Raw genomic sequence first — 20,749 nt, forward strand, 5'->3', positions numbered from 1 at the left:
GTGGGGTTTTGTTGTGTTATGAATTAACCAAATTGCAAAGCACAGTTCAATGCGGTTTGAGTTGCTAATATATCCATATCCGCTTGCTTAATTTCTGCTTCAAGTTCGGCGTGATAGTCACGTAATGTCATCGTAAATTCTTCTGGTTCACCAAGTGAATTAATACGATTCACTGCAATTGGCTGATCTGGATTTGAGAAGATCACATCAAGCGCGGCTTGTCCTTCTGGCGTGTCACCAAACAACGAGCCTTGTCGCGGGTCGCCCATGTTTTCAACGGCCTGAACCTCATTGTTAATGGATTCACTAATCGCCTTTGCGCTCTTGCGGTTATTATCAAATTCCTCAAGAAATCTTCTTGCTCCATCACTTAATCCATCATCAATAAGTTGGCCTTGATCTAAATAATCTCGTACGGTTTGCCCATTGGCTTTAATGTCAGAAAGCTTTTGCGCGGCTTGTGCCAAGTCTTTTGAAATTGAATTTTCAAAGCGCCCGCCCTGCTTCACTAAATCGTTAAGCTGTGACAGTTGGGGAGCTGCACGGAGTAAAGCATTTAAAACATTTTTACTATCATCATCTAGGTTTTCAGAAAGTCGAGTTACTAAATTAGAATCACCGTAAGCACGCTGCACAATTGCCGATTCAATTCGGCGCTTACCTTCTTGTGATAAGCGACCATCACCAGTAATTACTGATCCACGCTCAGACTGTGGCAACTGATCAACAAAGCTACGGACATAATCCATTGAACCATCGATATTGATAGAGCCATCACTATTAATTTTGAGTAGTGTTGAATCTGGTAAACGATATGAATCACTCATAGCGCGCTCAGTCGCACTGAATTGAGCCACATCGCTTTCATTTGCAAGTCTAGCGAATTGCACGCGGTCAACATCACTAAGGCGTGTACGCACTAATACAGGCTGTTTCATGCCTGTTATATCCATACCACGTTGATTAGCCCAATTATTAACAAAGTCCTGATATGCACTTGCCCGACCATTTTCATATGCTCGGCCAATCGCTAAAGTTCGACCATTGCCCGATTCAACGATATTGTCAGGGCCAATAATCGGCGCACCATCAGAAAGCTTATAAGACTCTCCTAATAATTCAGGCTTCAAGTCATCGGCCATGCGCTCAATTTGTTGGCGCGATGCCTCACGGGTTCGGTCACGTGGTTGTAGTTCACTTGGGTAAAGTGGGTTTACACCGTATAAGCGGTCATTAGATGCAATTAAATCACCCCAGTCTTTTACCTCATACGCAAAGTCATAGCTAGAGCCATCCATTCCATAAGCTGGACTAGACTCCCCATAGCGTGAGCTTAACTGGTTCCACTTATTGCGCCATTTATCGATAGCTTGACCTACAGTCATGCCAGCCATGCCATTATTTTTAACAATTGCATCTGCATTTTTCTTATCGTACGAACGAACCACATCAATTAATGGTCGGTTTGGGTCTGCCTCAAGTACTTTGACTGCTCCGCCTGGTCCTAGCAAATGCCCCAAGTACTGCTCATGTGCTACAGGTTCACGGCCTAAGTTCTTACGGATATAACTATTGGCTTGTTTAATATGCTTTAAACCAATGCGAATTTGTTCATCAACATTATTACGATCTTTACCGCCTAAGTTCTTCCAAGAGTCATCTAAGACTTGGAATAGACCATAAGCGCTTGAAGTCGGGTTCTTAGCTGTATGGCTAAATCTTCCGCCTGTCTCAATATGGCTAATGGTTAGTGCAACACTTGGGTCTACTCCGTCCTGTTTTGCGCGTAGAGCGATTTGTTTTGCATTGGTAGGTAAAGAGCTATTCGCATAGTCAAATGTGGTTTTGCGCGGCTCTCCTTGTACTTTAGTCGGCACACTAACAGGCTGCCCTTTTAAAATCTGGTCAGTTGCAGCATCCAAGTTTTGATAGTGGTTATTTTTCTGTACTGGATCTGTCGTACGCACTGGTAAAGTTGTGTCTTCAAACTCAAAGCTATTTTTAACGAGAGTGTCATTTATCGCATCATTGCGAGCTTCGAAATCATCTGCATTAAGCTGGTTAATTTCCGTATCAATATCTTGGTCTAATTTGTTTTGGCGTGAACCCAAATACCGCGCACCACCAAACATAAGAGCATTTAGAGCAAGATCAGTAGCAATAGACTCGCCTGTAACTTCAAATTGTTTTGCCTGTTTGTCATAGCCCTCAGACTTGAGAAGCTGCTCACTTGCGTATTGTATACCAGTATTTAAACCAGTCGCACCACCAATGGATAAAGCAGCGTCACCAACCAAACCGCCCGCACCTTTAAAACCATAGCCTATAGGCAACGCTGTGCCGACTGCATCACCGATCGCATTTACACCAGCAACTTGCAAAGCTGTGTTTTCATCAACACCTTTACGGGTTAAATCGGTATAAACAAAGTTTCCAGTTGAACCCCCTGTAAGAGTAGCCGCCCCAAGTGTACCACCAGTTGCTACGCCTAACGCACCGCGCCATAAGTAGTCAGAAGCACCGACACCGAAACGACCAACAATGCCTGTATTTTCCTTATCTTCTAACTTATCAATAGTTCCATAAACTAGATTATCTCGAGCCTTTTCGCGCTTAGCTTTGTACTCTTCATATGGTTCGATAAACTCATTTGTAGAAACATCTTTTAAGCTGTAGCTAACACGGTCAACAACTGCATCGATTGGTGCGGAAAGTGCATCACCAACTTTGTTTAAACCAATTGCAGCACCCCGAAATGGTGAAGATATTGCACCTGAAAAAGCGCTAGGCTCATTAGGTCGAGTATCAGGATGTTGCAAACCTTTGCTATTGAGTTCTTCAAAGTCTTGCTGATTTTCGCTTGATAAATCTGATAACCAGTTACTCATTATTTAGTCACCCCAGTCATGCGAATACGCCAAACAGCACCCTTTACGACTAGAGGGCGACCACGCTCATTGATCAAGTCATACATCAAATCGCCATTAGACGCTTTAGTGGTTGAACGAGCTAAACGGAAGTTATCAAGATCATTTACAGATAAGCCAGTAGCCTTAGAAATATCTGAATAACCTTTCTGAATTTTTGACTCAAATGTTGAGTCAGTCATTCCATAAGGCTTTGAGACTTTCCAGTCTGAAATTCCACGATCTGTATAATCCTTGAACCGCCCGCTTTGTGTATAAACGCCACCTGTGGCTAAGCCCAATGCTGTACGACCTATATCTTCCTTGTACTCATCTGCATCTTTGTGCGTTTGACCGCGCGCTTCGGTGAGATAAGCATAGATAGACTGGAATGCAGCATAGTTAAGATTGGCTGTTTCACCAGATACAGATTGCCCTACATACTTGTTAAATTTTTCTTTAAGCAAAGTATCTTTCGGTTGAATCATTTGCTTATTTTTAAGGGCCTGTTTCCCTGCCACAATTGCCGTTGCCACATCCAATCCTGCATCAGAACGGAAGTTATTAGCACGTGCATAACCAGCCATTTGATAAGCTGCATCACCATTACCCAACTGGCCTAAAGCTTCACCCCAAATTTTTGCACCGTTTTTAATGCCTTTGGTTTGAGTGATCATAGAGCTAATTAGGTTAAGCTTTTGATCTACACTAGCCTCTTCCCATGCTTGTTTTGCAGCTGGTAGTGCTTCATTCGGGATAGGTTTAATTGTTGCATTTGGATCCTTATCACGTTGAGCAACTTGATAAGAACCAATGGTTATAACTTTTTTTGCAAAGTCATCAGGATTTGACTTAACCATTTGCGCGTTTACTTCTGGCAGTTGTATGCCCTTTTCTCGCAAAGCCTGAGTTGGGTTTTCTTTAGCAGTTTTTAACTTATTGTCATAAATACTCTGATAGGTAGTCATGATTTTGTTTTCTGCTACAGGGTCAGCCGATGAGCTATTTTTCATCTTCGCTTTACGGCTGTTAATTTCAGCAAGTTGCTGATCAGTTGGTAATGCTTGAAATCGAATGAAATCAGCAGATTGTTTCTTATAAAATTGGAACTCTGCTTCAGATGGCGTGCCCTTCACAGCTTCCTCAACATTGCTTTGATAAGTCAAGTCAAGTGGACGGCCTGTTAAAGTGCTTTGAATATAATCATTTACTACTTTCTCAGCCTCATTCACCCGTTTATTTTCATTAACTTGCTGGCGTTGCTGAAGCGTAGTAATTTTACTTTGAATTTCGGTCTGAAATTTCTGAACTGTTCCGCCATCAATAAACTTGTAATCTTTTAGACTGGTGGCCGTATTTTTTAAGGCATCAATATCATTGGCTGCAATGGCTTCAGTAATTTTTGAGTTGACGTCATTAATGTCACGTGTAGTTTCATACTTGATAGCTAACTCGTTTTTTTGAGCTTCTGAAAGCGGCAAGCCAGTTATGTTATCGGATAAATATTTTTTACCTTCCTCTCGACTCATACGTGTAGCAACATCGAAATAACGGTCAGCTAGCACACCACCTTTTTGCTCATCTGCACGTAGTTGCAATCCCATAAATGAAGATCGCTGACGCACTACATTACTATCCCAATATTTCTTCAATTCATCCTGAGCATGACCGGGTAAAGTAGGCTGCAATTCTGCAAACTTTTGCGTTGAGAAAGTATTTAGTTCCTCATCTGCCTGTTTAGCATTAATCACACCATTGCCAAGACGGTTTTTGATATCAACCACTTTGTCATTGAAGTCAGTAGATAATGATTCATCAAGCTTTAATTGCCCTTCTTTTTCTGCAATCTTGTTATTGTAAAGCTCGATATTTTTATTGGTTATTTCCTCTTGGCGTTGTTGCTCATCTTTGATACGTGCCTGCTGAGTAACAGCTTGCCCAAAGTTACCAACAGCATCAGCAAGCATATTTATATTACTTGCAGGCAATCGAGTTTCTTGCACATCTGGCAATGCATTACCAAAATTGCCCATAGGGATTTTAGCCATTTTTACTCATCCTCCCTTTCCAACCAAGTCCAGCCGAAACCATATTTAGAGTACCTGAAGCTAATGCAGTGTTAGCATTCTTACCAAACTGATCAGCTTCTGCCTTTAAGCGTTGGGACGCATTAAATCCAGTTTGTCGTGCTATTTCTGCATCGTATTGGCCAGCACGCTCAATCTCATCATTGATTTTGATTGCAGTACCTTCATTGACATCTAACCCACTTTCGGCAGCCGCAGCACGTGCAATAGATTGCTGTTTTGCTTTTTGCCTTAAGATTCGCTCAGCCTCAAGCCGACCACGTGAAGCTTGAGCAGACGCATCTGCTTCGGCCTGCCACTCTGCCGTTTTGGATTGTGAATAAGCTGAATACCCTGCTAAAGCTGCACTTGCCACGGCAGCTGCTGCTGCACCTGCTGCTAACCATGACATAGTGAAATCTCCTTAGGCTCATGCCCAATTGATGCTAGAAATTGTTCAATTTCTTCATCTGGAACGATTACCTCACGCTCAATTGCTGCAAGGTCAGTTTCATGAGTCGGATGAATGGTTATCCAAGTAGTATCTTGATGGAAATAACCTACGCGCATTGTTCCGGGCTTTGACTTAATCACTTGCGGAGCTTCTAAGTACACCAAGCCGTCTTCAGTAATGATGGTTAAAGCACCTTTTAACAGGATATTTTGATGCTCAGTGCGATGCATTTTGCTTACGCAGAATGTTCCCGCCTTGGCATCCATTTGGCGCATGTAGACACCATCTGAAAAGTGATGGGTAATAGGAAACTCTGCTGGTTCAAGCTCACCAGATTCTAATTTTTGCTCGGTTTGCTGCTTAAGATCCCGAACGACATCGATATAAAGTTTGTTATGAATCTCACCTAAAATATAAGTGAGAAGTTCTGTATTATCTGGCGAAATAATTTCACTCATGGTTTAGCCCCATATCAAGTACAGTGCCGTATTCGCGAAAGCCAAAATGCTTATAAAGACGAATACACCCTAGAGATTCAATACCTGTTGTAGTGCCGCATTGGATGCGGTCAGCTTTCATGAGCTTGCACCAGTTGATGAAGGCATCAACCAGCATGTAAGCAATCTTTGTCTTGCGGAACTCAGGAATGACATACATTACGTAGTCAAAAGCAATTCTTTGATTATTAAACCATTCCTTACCTATTCCACCAGCAAAGCCACCACAAACATGCTCGTTATGTTCAACAACGAAAATCACGCCATTTTTTAGGAGTTCTTTGTAGTGCTCTGCTGCTTTTTCTGGAATATATTCACGGTCACGATAGTTTGGCGCCTCACTCATAAATGATTTGCCAAACTCGACTAACGTAGGAATATCATCAAGGGTAGCCACACGAACTTTCATGCTTATCGCTCATTAACTGAAATCTCTATAGCTAAAGCTTGCATGTGGAAAGGTAGCGGTTTGTTGAGTGTTATTCGGAGCCGTGTTTTGTAGATATCATCAAAGCTTCCACCTTCATAAAGATGTCTGCCTGTAAAGAGGTTTTGCCCATCCATTGGGGTGTGATCAAAATCAAAAAGCTCTAATGTCTGATCGTTGAAAATTGGGCCTAAAGTATTTCTAAATACAAATGCAACACGAGATACTTTAGCTTTACTAAACATTGTGGTTGCTGGATTTTGCGCCACTTCTGGCGGGAATAGATCTACAACACCATTAAACGCTTTGCCAAGCTGAATAGTTCCAGTTTCAGGGCTATTAAGAATCTTTAAGCTATTGCCTTCTTGCTGATAAGAGACAGTGTAATAGAAGTTTTGCGGCTTCATTAATAGCGAATAACTACCAAGATAAAGTGCATTCGACACATCTACAGCATTATTTACTATTGATACAGAGCGCTGTGAATCCATATTTGCGTCTTCATGAACTTCTTCCAGACATACAGATCCATTTCGATTAATCAACATGAAACACTTATCACTACCCAATTTTGTAGGTAATGAGCACATTGAAATTACTGTGCCACCAAAGTCATGTTGCGCCCAAGCCAACACTTCTTGGTCTCGGTTGAATGTGATTGATGCGACTTTGCCATCACCTAATTTGCACCAGACAATTGATTGCGGCTCCTGCTGGTATGTAATCTCATCAATACCACCATGCGCTTCACCAATATGCGAAGCCATTACACTAATTTCAGGCGACACCAATCCGTCAACTTCATAACGGTATGACAAAGCCCTAAGACGCTCACCGCCACGCTGCACAAATAAAAGCTCATTACCCACTCGACAAGGTCGGGTTGTAGGATAGGCACCGTATGAGGTGTGCTCATTGATTTCTACCGATGTAGGCGTCAAAGCTCCATCAGCACTAATCATGTATTCACCACCAGATGTTAGGCAGATAACCCCACGTGTTGCCTCAAGAAAAAGTATTGAGTTAGATAGACCAGACGCTGATACCACACTAAATGCATCTGCATCTTCTGTAGTTTCCAAGAAGCTTGAATTACCACCTACCGCACTAAACCAGATTTTGTTGGGTGAAGTTTTTGTACTTGCTAATACAAGGCGCTGTTTAAAGAATGTCACACATCTTGGATAACCATTTGTGGCATTAAAAGCAGGAGGTGTAATGGTCCATGACCGTTCAATAGCAACTGTTTCAGACTCAAGCGCTTTTACAATTTCACCCTGAACTTCATTGGCATTATTAAATTTGGAGATCTTTATAATGCCGCCATTCACTTCGATATAGCTTCCAACATCTGAAGCAGAGAACACATCAGAAACCGAAGAAGGAACAACAATCCAGTATTCAGGATTTGTTGAAGGTGGTTTATTTGTACTATCTTTCAGTGCTTGATAGAACTGCCCACTATATATAACGACATCGCCCTTAATATAACTAATCGTCTCAAGCCAATCAGCCACATCATTTAGAGTAAATGTGACAATAGCACCTAAGTCTTTTCCACTTGAAGTTCCCTTACGGTATGGGCTGCGGGAACTTTCATCGTCCAATGGCGGATGCGTATAGTTAAATACATCCATTTCCCAATTAGTGTAATCATCTGAGCACCTGAATCGATGTACAGGCACATCACTATGCGTCATGAACATACTGTAGCGGTACTGTACAAACTGCACATCATTAATCTGCGCTGCCGTATATGGAGACGTCAGAGTTGTGACAGTTGCATACGTTCTAGGGTCATAAACAACGATTTGAGCAGCTTTAAAAATAACTAAATATGTTCGCTCAGAGTTCACTACAAATGGGATTAACCGGATAGCACCTGCAAATAAGGATCTAAAAAACGTGCCTGGTCTTGACTTCACGCCACCCTCAACCAGCGGGATGACATTAGTTAGCTCACGTGCACCATTCGCATACTGCTGAATGTCCGTTCTTGTCTCAAGAAATGGAGATAACTCGCCAGCGCTAAAATTATTCTTAATGACTGAAGTTTTCATTAATAGCGCACCTCGACCAAATTAGCCTCACCAGTGAAGAAATCTTGAGCTGGTCGCTCTTGACCATTGATAGCTCTAGCCTGCTTCAAAAGGTTCATTAGTTTTTGATATGCGCTGTCCGACTCCGCTTGGCTTCCTGTAATTGGCTTAGCGATTTTGGAACATAAATATAACGCCATAGCCTCAACGAGCAAGGAATCCCATGTTTCTTCGTTGTCATTGTCATAGATGTATACCAATTGAATTGAATCTTGATTAGAAAGGATGTGACGGTTTTCAATCTCAAAACATTGTGTATTTGGGTCATAAACTCGTAGAAAATCCTTTGGTAAAGGAAATGCATTTTTATAACCAAAGGTCGGATGTGTTGTAGTGGGCGCGAGTACTACACGCTTTTTTGCACAAGACCACGGATGCATGCGCAAAAGTGCTTTACGTGTTGAATCATATAAGGCAGCACAACGTCTTGCGTTATCTGTACCGTCCTCTAAATTGATAATCGACTTAGCCCCACAAAGATTTAAAGCCTCATTGCAGATGCTTGTATTTGTGATAGTCATAAAGAAAAACCTCAGCCATTTTGGTTATGTTGACTGAGGTTTTGAATTGCTTTGTTGGGTATAAAAAGCACCCCACCGCATGCCCATACAGTGGGGTGAAAGCACTTACACGATAAAATCGATTTGAACTACTTTTTGCTCATTAGCACGACCAGCACCATAAGATGCGATACCGCCAATTTGCTTAACGTTTTTCTTGTCTGGACGAGTTGCAATGTCAAAGTCGTGAATTGAGTTACGACCGTAATGAACTGCACCTTGTGCATACGCGAAGGTTGTTTGAGTGGTTACAGCTGGAGAACCTGCTGTTACTGATGTGATATCTTCGTATGGAAGCCATAAGAAGCCAGCCCATTTTTTCGCAACATCACCATCTTGAATTGCTTGAATTGTTTCTTTATCCCATTTAGTCAACTCATCATCAACTAAGATTTGCTCCAAGATTTCAGCGTTATAGATCATATATAACGGGAACTTGTCAGCATGGTTTTGACGGAACAATTTACGGGCACGAACAATTTTAGCTTTGTTCATTGGTGTGGCAGCAGCTGCAATTTTTTGACTTGCTGGCAATGGTGTAGCTGTATAAGTTTCACCATCAACCTGCTTACGCTGAATTGAAGCACCTAATGCATTGAAAATAATACGGTCACGTTGACGCATTTCAGCCGCCAAACAAGCCTGCATGTATTTATCAGTTGGGTTCGCAGAAAGCTTAGGAACATCGCGCGGCTCAACTGGTACGAATAAATCATAATCCGCCATTAGCGCCAAACGTGTACCAGCATCAGCAACAGACCAAACAGTATCACCAAAGCGTGAGCCTGAAGGCTGCATTTCCACTTGCCCCATGTCATTAATCGTAAAAGATGAGCCATCAATAGGGCCACGATCTTCTACACCAACTTGCAGCACTGATTTATCTTGTTGACACTTCACCTCAAAGGTGGTGTGGAACTGACGCTTGAATGCTGCTGTGATCATTGCGCCATTAGTAGCCATATCTTGAGCCATAACTCAATTACTCCATTCTAATTTTCAGGATATAGTTTTGCGAAATGGCGCTGTACCAATGCATTCACACGTTTATAGTCTGGATGATTTGGATTGCCGTACGCTTCACCTCTCATCAATTGTTCAACATCCTCACCTTCGCTTTGCTGTGTGTTCTGAGGTGGCACATCTTCACCAAGCTGTTTACCGAAATGAGCAAGCATCTTGATGACTGCGGGATTGTTGCCAATTGCAGGGCTTTGAATATCTTCAGGACTTAGTCCAGCCGCTTGAGCTGCCTTCATCGCCAAACCAATGTTTGCTTGAGTCTCTGCACCCCATAGTTGATTCAATGCTTCTTTGCAATTTTCAGTTTGCATTTCAGCCATTTGACCCATGACTTTAGGAATAATTTCGTTATATTTCCCAAGCACAAAGCCAAGCTGATCATTTGATAAACCAGCTTCATGAGCTTCTTTTAGAAATTCTTTGTTTTCGTCAATTGCTTTGAACTCTTCAAAGTCAAAACCTTCTAGCTCAACCGCATAATCATCTGGTGTAGCAATGGTTGCAGGTGTAGCAATTTGCTCTACTGGTTGATCACCACCTTGATTTTGATCACCTCCTAATACAGTGGTGTCTGTCGGCGTAGTAGTTACTTCAGTTTCAGTTGTGGTTTGTTCTGGTGCTTGGGCTTCAGTTGTCATCAGTTGTTACCTCATATTGAATTTGTGGAGCTTTGTGAGCGTTATTGATTTGCATGAGAATGTGGTCAACTACGTATTTCTTTCCTGCTCTAAAGCACGATTCTCGTTCCGCATCTTGGCCACCGCGAACATAGGTCACACCACCGAATTTATTGACCAGATCATCAGAAACGATCCTGCCAATTGGGTGTGCTTCAAAGATTGAGTAGTAGTCTTCTGCCGATGGCTTATGCTGGTATCGCTGCCTAATGGCTTTATCTGGAACTGTTTGAATATCAACTTTCTTTTGACGTTGTAATTCAGTGAGTTGCTTTCGTGTTTCCGCATGATCACGGACTTCATCCCAAAGCAATACCTCTACTTCTTCATACTTAATTTGCTGGTAGGCAATGATGGCCACCAAAATAATTGAAACCACTACGAACATTAGATAAATCATTGCATCACCCCGCTTACCATCCCTGTCATAAGGCTTGGATCTTGATTAATTGCGGCCTTAGCACCGTCAGCAATTACGCCACCCATCTGCTGAGCCATTTGTTGTTGTGCTGCTTTTTGTTTTTCCTCTTCCAATGCCTTTTGACGGGCTGCACGTAATTCGCCCACTTCTTCATCGGTACGTAGAATTGATTGAGGAACGCCACGACCACGAGCAACCACGTTTGCTGCTGCATCAAAATCGACTACATCGAGTACAGATTTATCTACTTCAGCAAATTGACTTAGGGCCATTACGAATTGTTCAGTCGCAAGTACTTCATCAAGGCGCTGAGCGCGTGCTAGAGGGGAAATAAATTTGAAAGATAGATTTGCACCCCATAACTCTTTTGGAGGCGGTTTAAGCGCACCAGAGCGCAAAGCAAGACCAAAACAACGATCCAACAGGGGCATTAAAAATTCAGACTGCAAACGACCATACAAAGGCCCTAATTGCTGGCGAATAATCTCAACACGTGTATTGATTTCTGTTGCTGTCATTTGCTGAGCACCAATCGGCGGCAACTGGTCAGCCATGAGCTTTTTACGAATACCGTTTTGAAGGCTATTCAATAGATATTCAGCTATCTGGAAGTTCACACCATCATCAAGGCGCTTCATTGATTCAACATCATTAGCAACGATGACTTTGCGTGGACCAACACGTACAACATGTGGATTTAATACACCATCATCTTTTGCAATCCACATGCCGCAAATCTGCATATCTGCTGCGCGAATTGTTTGAAGCACCAACTCATTACAGGTCTTAGCATCTGGCAAAGCCACAGACATTTGACCATTGCCATAAGAAGAGTTAGGCAAACGTCTTAAGCGTGGAATCGAGCATGGAAACTCGTGATAGCCTGATTCTTTCAAAACAACTTGATGAGAAATGTCCACGTGATAAGAGGCAAAAGGCATATCTTTATTTAGCTGCCCTGCTCCTTTTGTTTTTCGTGGCTGAATCACATGTAATAACTTGAATCGGCGTTCGGGTTCTGTGGTTGCTGCATTAATAACATCTGGCGCACACTTATCTTCGTAAGCATTGACCATCGCTTCGGCTGTCATTTCATGTTCACGGTAAATGATGTCAATCATGCCGTTGGGTTGGCTTGAGCCTATCCAGCAATTACCCGTAGGCCATGCTTCAAATACATAGCCACCGCCTTCTTTGTGATTAATATCGGTGTAGAGAACGCCCCATCCTGCAACGGTTACGTCTGTGATAGTTTCAAAAGCTTCGCTATCAAAGTTTGCAGCATGAATATTGCGCCACATGAATTGACAAACTTCTTCTAACCAACGTTCACCGTCAGTTAGTTCCGAGACATCATCCACACCATCAGGCGCAGCTTGAAACCAGATAGAGTTAGCAGGCGTAACACCTGACATGATCATTGATACAAGTAGCTGGATTGCTTCGGCTGCTGTTGAATCAACAAGGTCTGCTCGTTCTTTTTCACGCTGTGATTTAGGATCGGAACCTACAAATGATTGTTGACGCTCTGGAGCACCGTACTTGTAGCACTCACCCCAATGCGCCTCATAAATAGATCGGCTGAGCTTCATTTGCCCCAACCGAGCGCATAATTGCTTAGCCTGAATATCCATTAACCACCGCCTAAAGTTGTTTTGCCGTTTGGCTGTGTTGGAGCTGCTGCACTAGAGAGCACGCTTTCTTGGCTCCAAACTTTGCGCTGAGCTTTCTTCTTGTTGGCTTCTTGTGCTGCCTTATCCGCTGCCGCTTGTGCTTCAGCCTCTGGATCAGTCTGTACTGGCTTTGAAGGTCCGCACATGGTTATTCCTCCACCCAAACATGACCTTTGCCTTCAACCATTTTGAATCGGCCTTTAGCTTTAGGCTTTGGTGTTTCAGTACCAGATTGAGACAGAACGGCATCAAGTTTTTGCTCAATGCGGGCTTGGTTTTCGAGGATTTGAGAAACCCAATCAGGCAGTTGAGGAATGTAAGAGCCTTCATGTTCAGCGTTCTGAATATCTGGCTTCTCATCAGTTTTAGTGATGTGTGCCAACGCAGCATCAGCCTGATCTTTAGTTGAAGTGTCTTGGGTTGTATCTGGTGTTTCTGTTTGTTGTTGATCTTGGTTCTGTTCAGCAGTTACACCTGGTGTCTGAATTTGTCGTTTGCCAGCCATAAAAAAGCCCCATTCGTTGTGAATAGGGCTAGTGTTGAGTTTATTAAGTTGGGGTTTGTTGGGTGATTAGTTCACTTGTCTTTCTTGGATTTCTTTTTAGGTCTAGAAGTTAATGGAATTAAAGCCAAACCCAGTGCATAACTAACAAGTAGAGTTATGACTAAAATTTTTTCAATGACCTCCTCACTCATTTCTTTACCTGCTTCATAGATTTAGACAGTTCATTTAACTCAAATCTCTTGCCATTTTTTAGCAAGTCATGCATTTTTTGAATTGCTTTAAGTAATTTTTCTCTTTCGACTTCTCTTTTATTCATTGGCTCTTCCTCATCTCATCACAATGAATACATAAATACGCCTTATAAATCCAGCAGTACTGATATTCGTGGTTGCATTTAGTCATTGCCACCACCTAGGAAAAGAAAAAAGAACACTTGCCATTTCCGCTTGGTACTTTTGACGTGCTTTTTGGCGCGCTGTTATTACGGCAACCTCTACCGTCTGCCGCATCGCCTCATCTTTTAATTTTTCAATCCTTGCGTGATAGTACTCATCGGCAGTGAGATATTCACCCTCTACCGATTCGACTATCACAACCTCGTTTTGAACCTCTTTGAATGTGGTCATTGGTCAGCTCCAAATTCTTTGTTGACGAAATCTGAAACGCTTTCATTAACAACTGCAAAGGTTGCTAATGCCGAAATAAGGCCTTGGATGAAAAATAAACCCCTTATAAAGTCGTCAGTAGGTTCATTGCCTTGTGTGTAATAAAGTCCACCAATTACCACAAACTCAACAAAAAGGATTGCAACCAAGTTCATAGCTATTTTGATTAGAAGTAATTTCATGCCTCCCCCTTGAGCGCTTGCTCGTACTTTTTTCTAAACTCTTTTGTCACATCGCTGCCAGTTGTTATCTCAATGACCTTCTTGATATCACCGTCAAAACCTAACTCAGCTATATATCCTATAAAGTCAAAAGACGTACCTTTGATTGTAACCTTCGCGCTATTTACTTTAACTTCAACCATTATTTTCCCCGTCTAATACCTGTTGAATTTTCTCCCTCATCGTAATTAGACTTGATCCTTCAATCCTTACTGAATCAAGACCATGCAATAAACACTTTTTTAGAGTGCTTTCTAAATAATCCACCCGATTTTGCAGCTCGTCACCATAGTTACGCGAACCAGTAAGCTCTTCTTCAAAAGCCTTTACTCTTTGACGTTGTAGTGACAATTGAGTTTGCAGCTCCTCCACTTTCGCTTGCTGCGACTGCTGACCTGCTTCATAAGATTTTCGGCAGCAATTTGCATGAACCAAAGCATCAAAACCTAAAGTTCCCATCCATTCGTTAAATGTCATTGGTTTATCCATCTCAAACATCCTTTGCTTTGCAGTTTGGCGAAATGTGGTTTTCTAAATGCTCATCATCACCAATGTCTTCGATTTGCTTGGTGTCAATGCGGTGGCCAGCTGCTATTTCTTCGGGGGTGGCGTGTCTGATCATGTTTCCATGGTTCCACGAATCATCATCACGAGATGCGTCATAAGTCATGATGCCATCAAAGTCATCCCAATCCGCCAAATAAACAATAAGATCCCCGACTTTAAACTCACTCATGGCTGGTTCCTTGAATCGAAAATGAATTGAAAAAGTCTTTGTATGGTCATGCGTAAACATACCCGTCGCTCAAGCTTTGATAAACAACCATCTTTGGAAACTTCTCGTTGTCGCACTTATTGGCAACTACAACTAGTGAGTAGAGATTTCCAGTTTTATTGTGTTTATAGATCATTCCCTTCTCCGTAGATCGATTCGTAATCGGCGATGGCTTGCTTAAGCTCTTTATATAAATCCGTTTCAGGTAATTTGGTTTCAACTACCCAATCAGCATCTTTTCTGCATTGCTCGATACCGCCATAAGTCTTAACCAAATCCACCGACTCCACGAGGCGTTTTAATTCAGGATAAGTAAAACCATTAGCTGTGCGATGCCACATACCATTAATTACTGTGATTTGCATATCATCAGGGCAACCAAGTTCATGTAGTCGCTTTAATAACTCTCTCGCCTTCTCTAAACCGTGGTCTTTGATAAATTGTTGTGCTCTCATCCCTTCACCCCGTCACGTTTGCCCAATTCGTTATCCAACTGCGCAGCAAAATCATCTAAAACACCAAGTAAATCCTGCTGACCAACTGTGTATTTGTATGTCAACCACTCATCCTCACGCGGAAAACGCTGCAATCCTGTCTCTGTCTGCCAAAGCAAGATAAATGCATCACCGTTTTCAAAATTTGGAACGCCACCACGTGCCCACTCTGACACTGTAGAAGCCCCTGCAACTGGCAGAACAAACGCAATCTTTTCATGCGTCCATCCAAGATTAAGTAGGTCTAGAATCATGCGGTTGAAGTCAGGTCTTTTGTAACCACGCATCGCAACACGAAACTGTTTTACTTTCTTTTTCGTTTCAAGGTTTTGAAAACGCGCGCGCGCGCGAGGAGATTCGAGAAAAACGCTATTATCAACCAACATATTCATCCCCTTAGATCTCGCTCACATGTAATTGAATGAGTCCGCCCTTAATAATATTTCCGCGCTTAACGACTAGTTCATCGAACTGTTCATCGTCTACACACAGACCGCATTTGACTAAGCTATCGATGGTCGCTTTCAAGTAATTATCGATGTCTCGGCATTGCCGATTTGGAAAGTGAAAAGTGACTTCAAGTTTCAACCGTGCGATTGATTTATGAGCTGGAACAATGCTTCTGATCAGGTCATGAAAATCACGTGCTTTGTTGCTTAAAAATCGTTTCTTTCCACTTGCTACCCAGTAGTGATTAACTGAAGGAGCCATACCGCTAATTTCACACTTCAAAATCGTTTTAGAGTCACGTTCGCTAATTCTCTTTAATTCGTCCGTAGAGACGTTTTTATTTAATTGTGGTACATACACACCACTTTTCGGTTTATCGATCTGTAATGTGCGTTTTTCTGCGTTATTTCGCTTGTTTTGTATCGATTCATACTGCTGTTCAGTGATTCTCATGATTTTCTACCCCATTCCGTTGTTTCATTCTTGTTGCCCAGCCACGTCTTAATAACTTGTGATAAAGCGCATTCACCTGTCTGGTTTGGTTATCTCGAATGCCTAAGTTGTAAGCTGCTCTAAGTTTCATAATTTGCGGGTAGGTCATGGATCCGAATAACAATGGTTCTTGTGGTGTTGTTTTACTCATACCGCCCTCGCATCTTTCCAGTTGCACTCAATGATCGTTAGTCCACCGTGTTGAAAGCGAGACCATAGGCGATCACCTAAATCGTTTTTGAGTTGCTCAAGAGTCATGTTTGAGATGAGCATCGTTGCTTTGCATGCGTCATAGCGTGAATACAAAACTTTGTGGATTAGCTCTAAGCGCTTTTCACGGTCATGCAATCCGTACTCATCAAGAATAAGCAAATCGTATTGAGTGAACTCATGAATTACTGACTGCTCTGATTGATCTTTCGTGTCCTTGTCCCACGCTTTCATAATGCGTTGAGCCAATTCTTCGCTTGTGATGTAACGTGCATACTTGCCTTTCGCTAAAAGCGTTCTTGCAGTTGCACATGCCAAATGTGTTTTACCTGTTCCAGTACTGCCAACCATCACCAAGTTTTCAATTGCGCCATTCACGATTTTTTTCGCAAAGTTTGCTGTTTGAGTTAGAGCATTTTTTTGCCCTGCAAGCTGAGTGATGTAATTTCTAAAACCTGCATCCTTGTGACGTTCAGGAATCATTGCGCCTGCAAAATGTTTTTCACGAACTGATTTTTGAACTTCAAAGCCATGTTGTTTATTTGCTGCATTCACGTACTCAACTGCACACTGTGGGCAACCTTGGAAACCACCCATGATGATTTCTTTCGTGTTGTGCTTAGTGCAAAAGCCTGAGCCTTGGAGAATTTCTGGATTAAGCATCGCGTTCATAGCATCCAATCCTCCAATTCAACTGGCTCTACAGGATCGTAAGGAGTTTGTTGGTTAGCCCACGCATCATTCACGTTTCGAGAATCCATTTGCTGTGGTGCTGGTTTACGAGTTGAGTAACTGCGTTTGACCCACTTCACGAAGTTTGTGTACATCTGGGTGTCGTTCAAAAGACCAGCTTCAATTTTTGATGAGTAATACCCGTTGATTTCAAGCAACCAAGTTTCAGCTTCCGCTTGAGTCATGTTTGCGATGCCAGCTCGTTGCAACCAAGCATTCAAAATTTCAAGTTTTGGAACCCAAAGTTTTAAAACCGAGTCAACTGAATTTTCCTCACATAAATTTTCTTTAAAGTTTTCTTTAATACTTTCTTTTGTAGTGTCCCCATTTTTGGGAGTAGTCCCCTCCCCATTTTTGGGAGTAGTCCCCTCCCCATTTTTGGGAGTAGTCCAATTTTCAGGTACTACCTTATTTTGGGATTGGTTTTCGAGTAAAAAATAGGTGTTTAATCCGCCAGTTTTGCGCTCAACTTTGATTAAACTTTTCTGTTCAAGTTCCTTAATTGAGGCATAGACCTTGTCAGTTTTTTTGATACCGCACGCTTCTTGAAATTGCGAAGTAGCAATCTTGTTTGAGTTGCGATTAAAACCTGAAGTCTGACGAATTATTAGCATCAAACATTTGAATGCTTTGTCGCTTAATTGCGCCATTATTTGCTCGTCAATTAAAGAGTTAGGCATTCGGGTATAGCCTTCTTCTTTCTTTGACATATCTTGTCGCTCTTGTTTTGGAAACTCGATCACTTCACCTTGTGGAGAGTCGTGTTTATGTGCTAAATTCATATTTCAGTACTCATTTCATTGCTTTGCTGTGGAATGGCAAATTAGGTTCAACTGGTCGCACAGTTGGGCCTTTTTTGTGCCTGTGTGTTTTGGTGTTACGTCTCTTAAAGGAGGAGAAGGCATTAATTCAAAATCACTGGTATTCCTTGTATCTTCGGTAACTGTGGTCAGATCAAACTCAGCCTGTAGACTTCTAAGCAATTCCTCTACTTCTTGAATGATCTTTATGCCAGCGTCTCTCATTAATTCTGAAATTGTCACTTTGCGTGAACGCGCTATACGCTCTAGCAGAATCTTTTCTTCATCTGTGCACTTAAAGGTGACACTTGCAGTTAATTTTTCGCCCATGTCATCACCTAAGCAGCTTTGATCGTGTGTGGAATGTTGGGATTAATAAGCAATAATTTAGAGGCTGAACCTTCAGGAACCATATCGCCCCATAAGCTAACTGCTTGTTTACTAATCCCTATTGCTTTTGCCACACCGACTTTAGTTTTGAACGCCTGAATGGCGTCACTTTTCTTCATCAGTACTTGCACTTTCTTTACTCCAGTAAACAAAGACAAGTAAAGCATACTTTACTTAATAAAATCAAGCAAACTTTACTTATTAAAAGTTAAGCTAGCTTTACTAATTTGGGAATTTTTATTATGTCTTCGCTTCAAGAACGCATGCATCAAGCAAAAAAGCACTACGAATCAACTCGTAATAAAAAACTAAAAAACACAGAAATGGCTGAATTCTGTAAAGTAAGTAAAGCAAGTGTTGGTCAGTGGTTTAATGGACCAACAAAGGAACTGGATGGCAGTAACTTGACTCTTGCAGCTGAATTCTTGGGTGTTAACCATAAGTGGCTTGCTGGCGAACGTGCACCAATGCTGCTAGATAAAAAATCAGTTGCGAATGTAGTATTTAATAATGATGAAATTAGCAAAATTCCAGTACTTGATTATGTTCAGGCAGGGATTTTTAACTCAGTTGGGTATGATGGCGTAAATCCTATAGGCGAAACTTATACAACTTATAAATCAGCAAAAGAAAAAAGTGTATTTAGTCTCACCGTGCAAGGCGATAGTATGTTGCCAGACTTCAAACCTGGTGATCTTTTAACAATTGATACTGCATTAACTCCACATCCTGGCTCTTTTGTAGTAGCTCAAAATGGAGAATATGAAGCTACTTTTAAGAAATATCGTGTCATTGGGTATGATGATTTCGGAAGAGAAATTTTTGAATTAGTTCCTTTAAATCCAGACTATCCAACACTTTCATCACTTAATCACAATATATCAATTATAGGTGTGATGGTCTTACACATGAGGAAATATAAGTGAATAAATTAAATAAAATATGGGAATTTGGCTCGAAAGAGCCAATTCAGAGGATAGGTATTTTAGTTTTAACAGTGGGGATTATTTCTTTATTATCGTGGGGTTATAAGGAGAATTTAGATTTAAATCAAATACTAAATCCTGAATATTTTCCTCAAAAAAGAGATGGCCTTTTCTTTCATTTATTTTTGTATTTTCTACCGGTTGGCTTTCTGCTTTCTTGGGGATATTTCTTATTATTAAAAATTAAAAGGTGGGTCTTTTATAAAAAACCATCTGCGGAAAAATTAATTTTTAAGGACAATCTGTCAGCCTTTTCTTTTGCAACTACCATTCACAAGCCTTTATTTGAAAAAAATCAAATGAGTTTCGGGATTATTCAAGAAGTTATTCATAATAATAACTCAATCCAAGGTTTTTTAGTTCAATTAGCAAATAGTGAAGGTATAACCTTTGTCGCTGGAATTAATGATAAGTATCAAAACTCATTAGGTAAAAATGACTTAGTTTTTTGGGGTTTTGTCAGTCCATCAAAAGAACATTTTAAATTTGAGGCGTCAGGTTATATTTTGGCTTTATTAGAACCAGAATACGATGTTGATAAAAAAGAATGGTTAATTGCAAAAGACTTAACTAAATAATTACAAAATCGCTTCATCTGAACCACTATGCATATAGTGGTTTTTTATTGCCTACATATAAAAAGTAAAGTGCACTTAAAAATAATTAGTAAAGTAGGCTTTACAACACAACCAAGGTAAAGTATGCTTTACTCACCAGACAACAAAAAAGTCCCAGACATCTGACCGACGGGACTTTTACTCAATGAGTGAGAATAGTATGACACAGAAAAAAGAAACAATCACTAGCTACAAGGGTTTTGACAAGAACCTACGGTGCCGTGGTTTCCAATATGAAATTGGCAAGACTTTTGAACATAAAGGCAAAGTAGAGGCTTGTGGTTCTGGTTTCCATGCTTGTGAATATCCTTTAGATGTATTTGGATATTACGCACCGGGTGAATTAAACCGCTTTGCTGTAGTTGAGCAGTCTGGTGATTTAAGCCGTGACACTAATGACACTAAAGTTGCTAGCAAATCAATCACTATTAAAGCTGAAGTGGATATCCCATTCTTAGTTAAAGCAGCTATTGAATATACAACCTCACATTGTGAGCCAATTAAAAAAGAATCACCTGCTTACACTGATCAAGATCGTGGACAAGCCGTTGCTACTGGCTACAACTCGGCAAGCTCTGCTACTGGCGACAACTCGGCAAGCTCTGCTAC

The 20,749-nt window shown here is 41.3% G+C and carries 29 protein-coding genes and 1 pseudogene; 3 read left to right on the forward strand and 27 right to left on the reverse strand.

All coding sequences use genetic code 11. The features are described 5' to 3' along the window. Positions 1 to 23 precede the first annotated feature (23 nt). The 27 genes from F968_RS12105 to F968_RS12230 form a co-directional block, all read right to left on the reverse strand. Positions 24 to 2,888 carry a hypothetical protein gene (locus F968_RS12105; protein ID WP_004793448.1) on the reverse strand — a complete coding sequence of 955 codons (2,865 nt, stop codon included), beginning with the start codon at positions 2,886 to 2,888 and terminating at the stop codon, positions 24 to 26. Further along, on the reverse strand, positions 2,888 to 4,954 hold the full coding sequence (locus tag F968_RS12110) for a hypothetical protein (protein ID WP_004793450.1): 2,067 nt from the start codon (positions 4,952 to 4,954) through the stop codon (positions 2,888 to 2,890). The genes F968_RS12105 and F968_RS12110 overlap by 1 nt, the downstream gene beginning before the upstream one ends. After that, the gene (locus F968_RS12115; RefSeq protein WP_004793452.1) at positions 4,947 to 5,384 is read right to left on the reverse strand and encodes a hypothetical protein; all 438 of its coding nucleotides are present in this window, start codon (positions 5,382 to 5,384) and stop codon (positions 4,947 to 4,949) included. Before F968_RS12115 ends, F968_RS12110 begins: the two co-directional genes overlap by 8 nt. Then, positions 5,372 to 5,884, reverse strand: coding sequence for a hypothetical protein (locus tag F968_RS12120; RefSeq protein ID WP_004793453.1), 513 nt, complete (start codon positions 5,882 to 5,884; stop codon positions 5,372 to 5,374). Before F968_RS12120 ends, F968_RS12115 begins: the two co-directional genes overlap by 13 nt. Next, positions 5,877 to 6,332 carry a GNAT family N-acetyltransferase gene (locus F968_RS12125; protein ID WP_004793455.1) on the reverse strand — a complete coding sequence of 152 codons (456 nt, stop codon included), beginning with the start codon at positions 6,330 to 6,332 and terminating at the stop codon, positions 5,877 to 5,879. Before F968_RS12125 ends, F968_RS12120 begins: the two co-directional genes overlap by 8 nt. A gap of 2 nt (positions 6,333 to 6,334) precedes the next feature. Then, positions 6,335 to 8,410, reverse strand: a complete 2,076-nt coding sequence (locus tag F968_RS12130) for a phage tail protein (RefSeq protein WP_004793457.1) — start codon at positions 8,408 to 8,410, stop codon at positions 6,335 to 6,337. Continuing rightward, the gene (locus F968_RS12135) at positions 8,410 to 8,970 is read right to left on the reverse strand and encodes a phage connector family protein (RefSeq protein ID WP_004793460.1); all 561 of its coding nucleotides are present in this window, start codon (positions 8,968 to 8,970) and stop codon (positions 8,410 to 8,412) included. Before F968_RS12135 ends, F968_RS12130 begins: the two co-directional genes overlap by 1 nt. 105 nt (positions 8,971 to 9,075) lie before the next feature. Beyond that, on the reverse strand, positions 9,076 to 9,984 hold the full coding sequence (locus tag F968_RS12140; RefSeq protein WP_004793463.1) for a phage capsid protein: 909 nt from the start codon (positions 9,982 to 9,984) through the stop codon (positions 9,076 to 9,078). 17 nt (positions 9,985 to 10,001) lie between these two features. Continuing rightward, positions 10,002 to 10,670: a hypothetical protein gene (locus tag F968_RS12145; protein WP_004793464.1), complete on the reverse strand. Its 669-nt coding sequence runs from the start codon at positions 10,668 to 10,670 to the stop codon at positions 10,002 to 10,004. Then, on the reverse strand, positions 10,660 to 11,109 hold the full coding sequence (locus F968_RS12150; protein ID WP_004793465.1) for a Bbp19 family protein: 450 nt from the start codon (positions 11,107 to 11,109) through the stop codon (positions 10,660 to 10,662). Before F968_RS12150 ends, F968_RS12145 begins: the two co-directional genes overlap by 11 nt. Next, the gene (locus F968_RS12155; RefSeq protein WP_004793466.1) at positions 11,106 to 12,764 is read right to left on the reverse strand and encodes a portal protein; all 1,659 of its coding nucleotides are present in this window, start codon (positions 12,762 to 12,764) and stop codon (positions 11,106 to 11,108) included. Before F968_RS12155 ends, F968_RS12150 begins: the two co-directional genes overlap by 4 nt. Continuing rightward, complete coding sequence (locus F968_RS12160; protein WP_004793467.1) at positions 12,764 to 12,949, reverse strand: hypothetical protein; 186 nt, start codon at positions 12,947 to 12,949, stop codon at positions 12,764 to 12,766. Before F968_RS12160 ends, F968_RS12155 begins: the two co-directional genes overlap by 1 nt. A gap of 2 nt (positions 12,950 to 12,951) precedes the next feature. Beyond that, positions 12,952 to 13,308: a hypothetical protein gene (locus tag F968_RS12165; protein ID WP_004793468.1), complete on the reverse strand. Its 357-nt coding sequence runs from the start codon at positions 13,306 to 13,308 to the stop codon at positions 12,952 to 12,954. Positions 13,309 to 13,495: 187 nt separating this feature from the next. Further along, on the reverse strand, positions 13,496 to 13,624 hold the full coding sequence (locus F968_RS20735) for a hypothetical protein (RefSeq protein ID WP_004793470.1): 129 nt from the start codon (positions 13,622 to 13,624) through the stop codon (positions 13,496 to 13,498). A gap of 82 nt (positions 13,625 to 13,706) precedes the next feature. Next, positions 13,707 to 13,934 carry a hypothetical protein gene (locus F968_RS12170; protein ID WP_004793471.1) on the reverse strand — a complete coding sequence of 76 codons (228 nt, stop codon included), beginning with the start codon at positions 13,932 to 13,934 and terminating at the stop codon, positions 13,707 to 13,709. Then, entirely contained in the window at positions 13,931 to 14,155 is a 225-nt protein-coding gene (locus tag F968_RS12175; protein ID WP_004793472.1) for a hypothetical protein, read from the reverse strand. Before F968_RS12175 ends, F968_RS12170 begins: the two co-directional genes overlap by 4 nt. Further along, entirely contained in the window at positions 14,152 to 14,337 is a 186-nt protein-coding gene (locus F968_RS12180) for a hypothetical protein (protein WP_004793473.1), read from the reverse strand. The genes F968_RS12175 and F968_RS12180 overlap by 4 nt, the downstream gene beginning before the upstream one ends. Beyond that, a complete protein-coding gene (locus F968_RS12185) occupies positions 14,330 to 14,683 on the reverse strand; it encodes a hypothetical protein (protein ID WP_004793475.1) in 354 nt (117 codons plus the stop codon). Before F968_RS12185 ends, F968_RS12180 begins: the two co-directional genes overlap by 8 nt. A 1-nt stretch (position 14,684) precedes the next feature. Next, positions 14,685 to 14,930, reverse strand: a complete 246-nt coding sequence (locus F968_RS12190) for a hypothetical protein (protein WP_004793477.1) — start codon at positions 14,928 to 14,930, stop codon at positions 14,685 to 14,687. A gap of 164 nt (positions 14,931 to 15,094) precedes the next feature. Continuing rightward, positions 15,095 to 15,424, reverse strand: a complete 330-nt coding sequence (locus F968_RS12195) for a hypothetical protein (protein WP_004793480.1) — start codon at positions 15,422 to 15,424, stop codon at positions 15,095 to 15,097. After that, positions 15,421 to 15,855, reverse strand: a complete 435-nt coding sequence (locus F968_RS12200; protein ID WP_034596292.1) for a hypothetical protein — start codon at positions 15,853 to 15,855, stop codon at positions 15,421 to 15,423. Before F968_RS12200 ends, F968_RS12195 begins: the two co-directional genes overlap by 4 nt. A gap of 4 nt (positions 15,856 to 15,859) precedes the next feature. Further along, complete coding sequence (locus F968_RS12205; RefSeq protein ID WP_004793484.1) at positions 15,860 to 16,366, reverse strand: RusA family crossover junction endodeoxyribonuclease; 507 nt, start codon at positions 16,364 to 16,366, stop codon at positions 15,860 to 15,862. After that, the gene (locus F968_RS12210) at positions 16,353 to 16,583 is read right to left on the reverse strand and encodes a hypothetical protein (protein WP_416202046.1); all 231 of its coding nucleotides are present in this window, start codon (positions 16,581 to 16,583) and stop codon (positions 16,353 to 16,355) included. The genes F968_RS12205 and F968_RS12210 overlap by 14 nt, the downstream gene beginning before the upstream one ends. Further along, positions 16,553 to 17,287, reverse strand: coding sequence for an ATP-binding protein (locus F968_RS12215; protein WP_004793487.1), 735 nt, complete (start codon positions 17,285 to 17,287; stop codon positions 16,553 to 16,555). Before F968_RS12215 ends, F968_RS12210 begins: the two co-directional genes overlap by 31 nt. Beyond that, positions 17,284 to 18,129, reverse strand: a complete 846-nt coding sequence (locus F968_RS12220; RefSeq protein WP_004793489.1) for a replication protein — start codon at positions 18,127 to 18,129, stop codon at positions 17,284 to 17,286. The genes F968_RS12215 and F968_RS12220 overlap by 4 nt, the downstream gene beginning before the upstream one ends. Before the next feature lie 15 nt (positions 18,130 to 18,144). Continuing rightward, positions 18,145 to 18,477: a ribbon-helix-helix domain-containing protein gene (locus F968_RS12225; protein ID WP_004793492.1), complete on the reverse strand. Its 333-nt coding sequence runs from the start codon at positions 18,475 to 18,477 to the stop codon at positions 18,145 to 18,147. Between the two features lie 8 nt (positions 18,478 to 18,485). Next, entirely contained in the window at positions 18,486 to 18,668 is a 183-nt protein-coding gene (locus tag F968_RS12230) for a Cro/CI family transcriptional regulator (RefSeq protein ID WP_004793494.1), read from the reverse strand. A 111-nt stretch (positions 18,669 to 18,779) separates the two neighbouring features. Between F968_RS12230 and F968_RS12235 the strand changes: the two genes are divergently transcribed. From F968_RS12235 to F968_RS20370, 3 genes and pseudogenes are all read left to right on the forward strand, one after another. Then, complete coding sequence (locus F968_RS12235) at positions 18,780 to 19,463, forward strand: S24 family peptidase (protein ID WP_004793495.1); 684 nt, start codon at positions 18,780 to 18,782, stop codon at positions 19,461 to 19,463. Further along, a complete protein-coding gene (locus F968_RS12240; protein WP_004793496.1) occupies positions 19,460 to 20,101 on the forward strand; it encodes a hypothetical protein in 642 nt (213 codons plus the stop codon). Before F968_RS12235 ends, F968_RS12240 begins: the two co-directional genes overlap by 4 nt. Before the next feature lie 199 nt (positions 20,102 to 20,300). Continuing rightward, positions 20,301 to 20,749 (forward strand): annotated as a pseudogene (locus F968_RS20370) (hypothetical protein); the annotation flags it as partial.

This window comes from Acinetobacter sp. NIPH 817, assembly GCF_000368405.1.
GTDB lineage: Bacteria > Pseudomonadota > Gammaproteobacteria > Pseudomonadales > Moraxellaceae > Acinetobacter.

Excerpts from the sequence above, each read along its gene's own strand:
- F968_RS12165 (WP_004793468.1), bottom strand. The coding sequence starts at position 13,308 with ATGGCTGGCAAACGACAAATTCAGACACCAGGTGTAACTGCTGAACAG.
- F968_RS12145 (WP_004793464.1), bottom strand. The coding sequence starts at position 10,670 with ATGACAACTGAAGCCCAAGCACCAGAACAAACCACAACTGAAACTGAA.
- F968_RS12185 (WP_004793475.1), bottom strand. The coding sequence starts at position 14,683 with ATGGATAAACCAATGACATTTAACGAATGGATGGGAACTTTAGGTTTT.
- F968_RS12205 (WP_004793484.1), bottom strand. The coding sequence starts at position 16,366 with ATGAGAATCACTGAACAGCAGTATGAATCGATACAAAACAAGCGAAAT.
- F968_RS12130 (WP_004793457.1), bottom strand. The coding sequence starts at position 8,410 with ATGAAAACTTCAGTCATTAAGAATAATTTTAGCGCTGGCGAGTTATCT.
- F968_RS12170 (WP_004793471.1), bottom strand. The coding sequence starts at position 13,934 with ATGACCACATTCAAAGAGGTTCAAAACGAGGTTGTGATAGTCGAATCG.
- F968_RS12175 (WP_004793472.1), bottom strand. The coding sequence starts at position 14,155 with ATGAAATTACTTCTAATCAAAATAGCTATGAACTTGGTTGCAATCCTT.
- F968_RS12125 (WP_004793455.1), bottom strand. The coding sequence starts at position 6,332 with ATGAAAGTTCGTGTGGCTACCCTTGATGATATTCCTACGTTAGTCGAG.
- F968_RS12225 (WP_004793492.1), bottom strand. The coding sequence starts at position 18,477 with ATGGGCGAAAAATTAACTGCAAGTGTCACCTTTAAGTGCACAGATGAA.
- F968_RS12110 (WP_004793450.1), bottom strand. The coding sequence starts at position 4,954 with ATGGCTAAAATCCCTATGGGCAATTTTGGTAATGCATTGCCAGATGTG.
- F968_RS12105 (WP_004793448.1), bottom strand. The coding sequence starts at position 2,888 with ATGAGTAACTGGTTATCAGATTTATCAAGCGAAAATCAGCAAGACTTT.
- F968_RS12215 (WP_004793487.1), bottom strand. The coding sequence starts at position 17,287 with ATGAACGCGATGCTTAATCCAGAAATTCTCCAAGGCTCAGGCTTTTGC.
- F968_RS12150 (WP_004793465.1), bottom strand. The coding sequence starts at position 11,109 with ATGATTTATCTAATGTTCGTAGTGGTTTCAATTATTTTGGTGGCCATC.
- F968_RS12195 (WP_004793480.1), bottom strand. The coding sequence starts at position 15,424 with ATGAGAGCACAACAATTTATCAAAGACCACGGTTTAGAGAAGGCGAGA.
- F968_RS12120 (WP_004793453.1), bottom strand. The coding sequence starts at position 5,884 with ATGAGTGAAATTATTTCGCCAGATAATACAGAACTTCTCACTTATATT.
- F968_RS12200 (WP_034596292.1), bottom strand. The coding sequence starts at position 15,855 with ATGAATATGTTGGTTGATAATAGCGTTTTTCTCGAATCTCCTCGCGCG.
- F968_RS12235 (WP_004793495.1), top strand. The coding sequence starts at position 18,780 with ATGTCTTCGCTTCAAGAACGCATGCATCAAGCAAAAAAGCACTACGAA.
- F968_RS12220 (WP_004793489.1), bottom strand. The coding sequence starts at position 18,129 with ATGAATTTAGCACATAAACACGACTCTCCACAAGGTGAAGTGATCGAG.
- F968_RS20735 (WP_004793470.1), bottom strand. The coding sequence starts at position 13,624 with ATGAATAAAAGAGAAGTCGAAAGAGAAAAATTACTTAAAGCAATTCAA.
- F968_RS12135 (WP_004793460.1), bottom strand. The coding sequence starts at position 8,970 with ATGACTATCACAAATACAAGCATCTGCAATGAGGCTTTAAATCTTTGT.
- F968_RS12115 (WP_004793452.1), bottom strand. The coding sequence starts at position 5,384 with ATGTCATGGTTAGCAGCAGGTGCAGCAGCAGCTGCCGTGGCAAGTGCA.
- F968_RS12160 (WP_004793467.1), bottom strand. The coding sequence starts at position 12,949 with ATGTGCGGACCTTCAAAGCCAGTACAGACTGATCCAGAGGCTGAAGCA.
- F968_RS12190 (WP_004793477.1), bottom strand. The coding sequence starts at position 14,930 with ATGAGTGAGTTTAAAGTCGGGGATCTTATTGTTTATTTGGCGGATTGG.
- F968_RS12155 (WP_004793466.1), bottom strand. The coding sequence starts at position 12,764 with ATGGATATTCAGGCTAAGCAATTATGCGCTCGGTTGGGGCAAATGAAG.
- F968_RS12140 (WP_004793463.1), bottom strand. The coding sequence starts at position 9,984 with ATGGCTCAAGATATGGCTACTAATGGCGCAATGATCACAGCAGCATTC.
- F968_RS12180 (WP_004793473.1), bottom strand. The coding sequence starts at position 14,337 with ATGGTTGAAGTTAAAGTAAATAGCGCGAAGGTTACAATCAAAGGTACG.